Origin of the sequence: Moorena sp. SIO2C4, from assembly GCF_010672485.1 — a bacterium.
Taxonomy (GTDB): Bacteria; Cyanobacteriota; Cyanobacteriia; order Cyanobacteriales; family Coleofasciculaceae; genus Moorena; species Moorena producens.
In genome coordinates this window covers 1-2154 of record NZ_JAAHGN010001187.1, presented here as the reverse complement: position 1 = coordinate 2154, position 2154 = coordinate 1, and the positions used below count along the sequence as shown (strand labels likewise).

Annotated in this window: 1 protein-coding gene; it reads right to left on the bottom strand. The window is 45.9% G+C overall.

The window, feature by feature from the left end:
• Positions 1 to 78 precede the first annotated feature (78 nt).
• On the bottom strand, positions 79 to 1590 hold the full coding sequence (locus F6K20_RS35395; protein ID WP_009148815.1) for a reverse transcriptase domain-containing protein: 1512 nt from the start codon (positions 1588 to 1590) through the stop codon (positions 79 to 81).
• Positions 1591 to 2154 lie beyond the last annotated feature (564 nt).

Sequence of the window (2154 nt, the reverse complement as noted above, 5' to 3'; positions counted from 1 at the left end):
TGTTAGAGTCGATGTCCCCTATTAAGGGGAGCATCTCTCCTACAAATCCGTACGTGCGACTTTCGTTGCATACGGCTCCTAAGTATCTTTTTGGCTGCTGTGTATGTATTGGTGGCAGCTCTGGTGAACCGCCATTAAATTCTTTGGTTTCCAATTGTCGTGGTTTCCATCTAGGTGATGAAGGTGTACAGATTCGTTGCCTATTAACTTGTGACCACAATGTCCACAGCAATGGTTTTGCTTCTTCAAGGCTTTGGAAGTAGCATTATCGTAGAGTCCAGAGTTCCTTTGGCTCCAGTACACCAAGTCTCCGTCATAGGGGGACTTGGTGCCCCTGACTTTAATATGCTTGTTTTCCTTATATTTCACCGCCGGGAATGCTTTCTTTACTAATCTTTCGGATTCGTATCGATTGATTTTCTTCTCTTTTCTGAATTTCTCTTCTGTTCTCTTTGCAGTGAACCACAGAGAGTTTCGGGAGCCGTCCATCTTGCAATTCCGGTGGTAATTTCTCCAGCCCCTTATTATGGGAGCTAATTTTTCAGCCTTTATTTTTGCACCATAGTTCGAGCTGTTGGCCACGGCTTTAATCTTCTTTTTGATGGTTCTTAGGTTTTCCGCTGAGGGAATACTTCGGAACTTTCCATTTTTCTGGACTCGGAAGTTCCAGCCCAGGAAGTCAAAACCGTCTGTCGAGTGAGTTATTTTGGTCTTTTCTTCGCTGATTTCCATTCCGCGTTCAGTTAAGAATTCCTTGACCTTTTTTAACACCTTTTGAGCGTCTTCGTTAGGTTTCAGGAATATTACCATGTCATCCGCGTAGCGGATTGATTGGTGTAGGCTTTCAATTCCATTTAGTGCCACGTTGGCTAAGAGTGGGCTGACCACACCTCCTTGGGGTGTTCCTTGCTCCGTGAATTCCGGACTGACGCCCGCTTTTAAACATCTAAAAATCCCCTGTTTTATGGATGCCGGTGCTAACAGTCTATCCATTATGGAGCTGTGTGATATGCGGTCAAAACACTTTTTGATGTCTAGTTCTATGACCCTTTTTGTGATGCCGTTGCAACTTGAGTTCAGGTTATTGAACACGTGTTTTTGGGCATCGTGCGCACTTCGTCCAGTCCTAAACCCGTAACTCCGGGCGTGAAAGGTAGCTTCGTGTGCAGGTTCTAGGGCGTATTTCACTAGACATTGCCATGCTCTATCAGCGATTGTCGGGATTTTCAGCATTCGCGTTTTCCCGTTCTTCTTGGCTATCGGGACTTCCCGTAGTCCAGTATGTTTCCAGTCGGAGCCATATTGGTTCAATAGCTCAAGTAGCTCTAATCTCTGCCGGTATGTGAGGGATGACTTACCATCAATGCCGGGGGTTTTCTTACCCTTGTTGAGCTGTGTTACTTGACGGATGGCCAGTAGTTGTGCTGAGCGGGATTTCATGATCAGTTTCTGTAGAGACCTGGCTTTTCTCAGGTTTCCAGCTTGAACTGCTTTATATAAACGTCTTTGTAGGCGAAAAAGGTTTTGGCGAAGTTTCTTCCACTGTTGCCCTTTCCAAAGGTCACTAGCTTTTTTGCTGTGTCTACCCATGCTCTTCTCCAAAGTCTATATACTTGATACCCGTGACCAGTTTTCGGTCACATCCTACCCGGCAGGAGGGATTAAGTTTGACATAACTTACTAGGGTTTCGACCGTTCCTTAGACCTCGTGTTGCTGCCGTTTTTACTCGTTCCATCTATTAGATTGTTGTGGTGATTTAGGTCAGTCCAATTTGCCCATCCTCCTCTCGGAGATTACAGCTATTCTGGAGAAGACGCTGTGAGAGTAGAGGATACATTCCATATTGGTTTTTCAGGTTATGGTAGGCTGGTAGGACATTTTTCTAGGACTTGTTTAACCATGTCACCTCCCCTTTAGCGCCAGTGTTGTTACCTGCTTCTTTTCAACTGATTGCGCCCTGGTGCCAGCTTCACTCTGTAGGGATGTCGCCCTGCTCGGTGTGGCCAGATAGGGAGTCACTTATCTCTTCAAGGGGCGGGTTTTCACCGCCATCCAATAGATAGTTAGAAATCTTTTGAGGGTGTTACCCTCACGATTCCCCTTACTCATACCCCTCTAGTTTCTAGAGGCTCCTAGTAAGAACGAGCCGCACC